The following is a 604-nucleotide window of genomic DNA, read 5'->3' on the forward strand; positions in this document are numbered from 1 at the left end:
GTGTGGGAGACCGGGTGGGGTGTCCTGCCCGAGTTCCAGGGGCGCGGGCTCGCTGCCCGGGCGGCCCGTGCCGTTGTCGACGTGGCACGGGCCGCCGGGGGGAACCGGTATCTGCACGCCTTTCCGAGCGTCGGCCATTCCGCGTCGAACTCGGTGTGCCGGAAAGCCGGGTTCACCCTGGTCGGTGAGGTGGAGTTCGAGTACCCCAAGGGGCACTGGCTCACGTCCAACGACTGGCGGGTCGATCTCCAAGGGTGACCCGCCGGCCGTTCGACGGGGACCCGTCCGTCAGTTGGTGGTCCGGGTCTCCAACTCCCTTACCAGCCTTGCCGTTACCGGCACCGTGATGCCTTGCCGTTCCGCCGCCCGCAGCAACGCCCCGCCGATCGCGTCCAGTTCGAGCGGGCGGCCCGCCTCCGCGTCGCGCTGCATCGACGACTTGGTCTGCGGAGGGAACGTGTCGTAGCGGGCCAGTGCGCCTGCCGCGTCCGAGGGGCCGCCGTACGAGCGGCTCACCGCCGCCGTCTCCTCCAGCAGGGCCGTCAACTCCTCGCGGTGGCACGTGCGTACGTCGCCCAGGGGGAGGGCGTAGCGGGTGGTGAGG

2 protein-coding genes are annotated in these 604 nt (G+C 71.5%); one reads left to right on the forward strand and one right to left on the reverse strand.

The window, feature by feature from the left end:
- Positions 1 to 258: GNAT family N-acetyltransferase (locus AC31A1_RS51765; protein WP_489659969.1), on the forward strand; the 258-nt coding region annotated here is incomplete at its 5' end.
- 30 nt (positions 259 to 288) lie between these two features.
- On the opposite strand, the gene AC31A1_RS51770 is transcribed toward AC31A1_RS51765, so the two are convergent.
- Positions 289 to 604 (reverse strand): ketopantoate reductase family protein (locus tag AC31A1_RS51770; protein WP_489659970.1); only part of this gene is annotated, 316 nt, incomplete at its 5' end.

Source organism: Streptomyces sp. P5F9 (assembly GCF_057961495.1).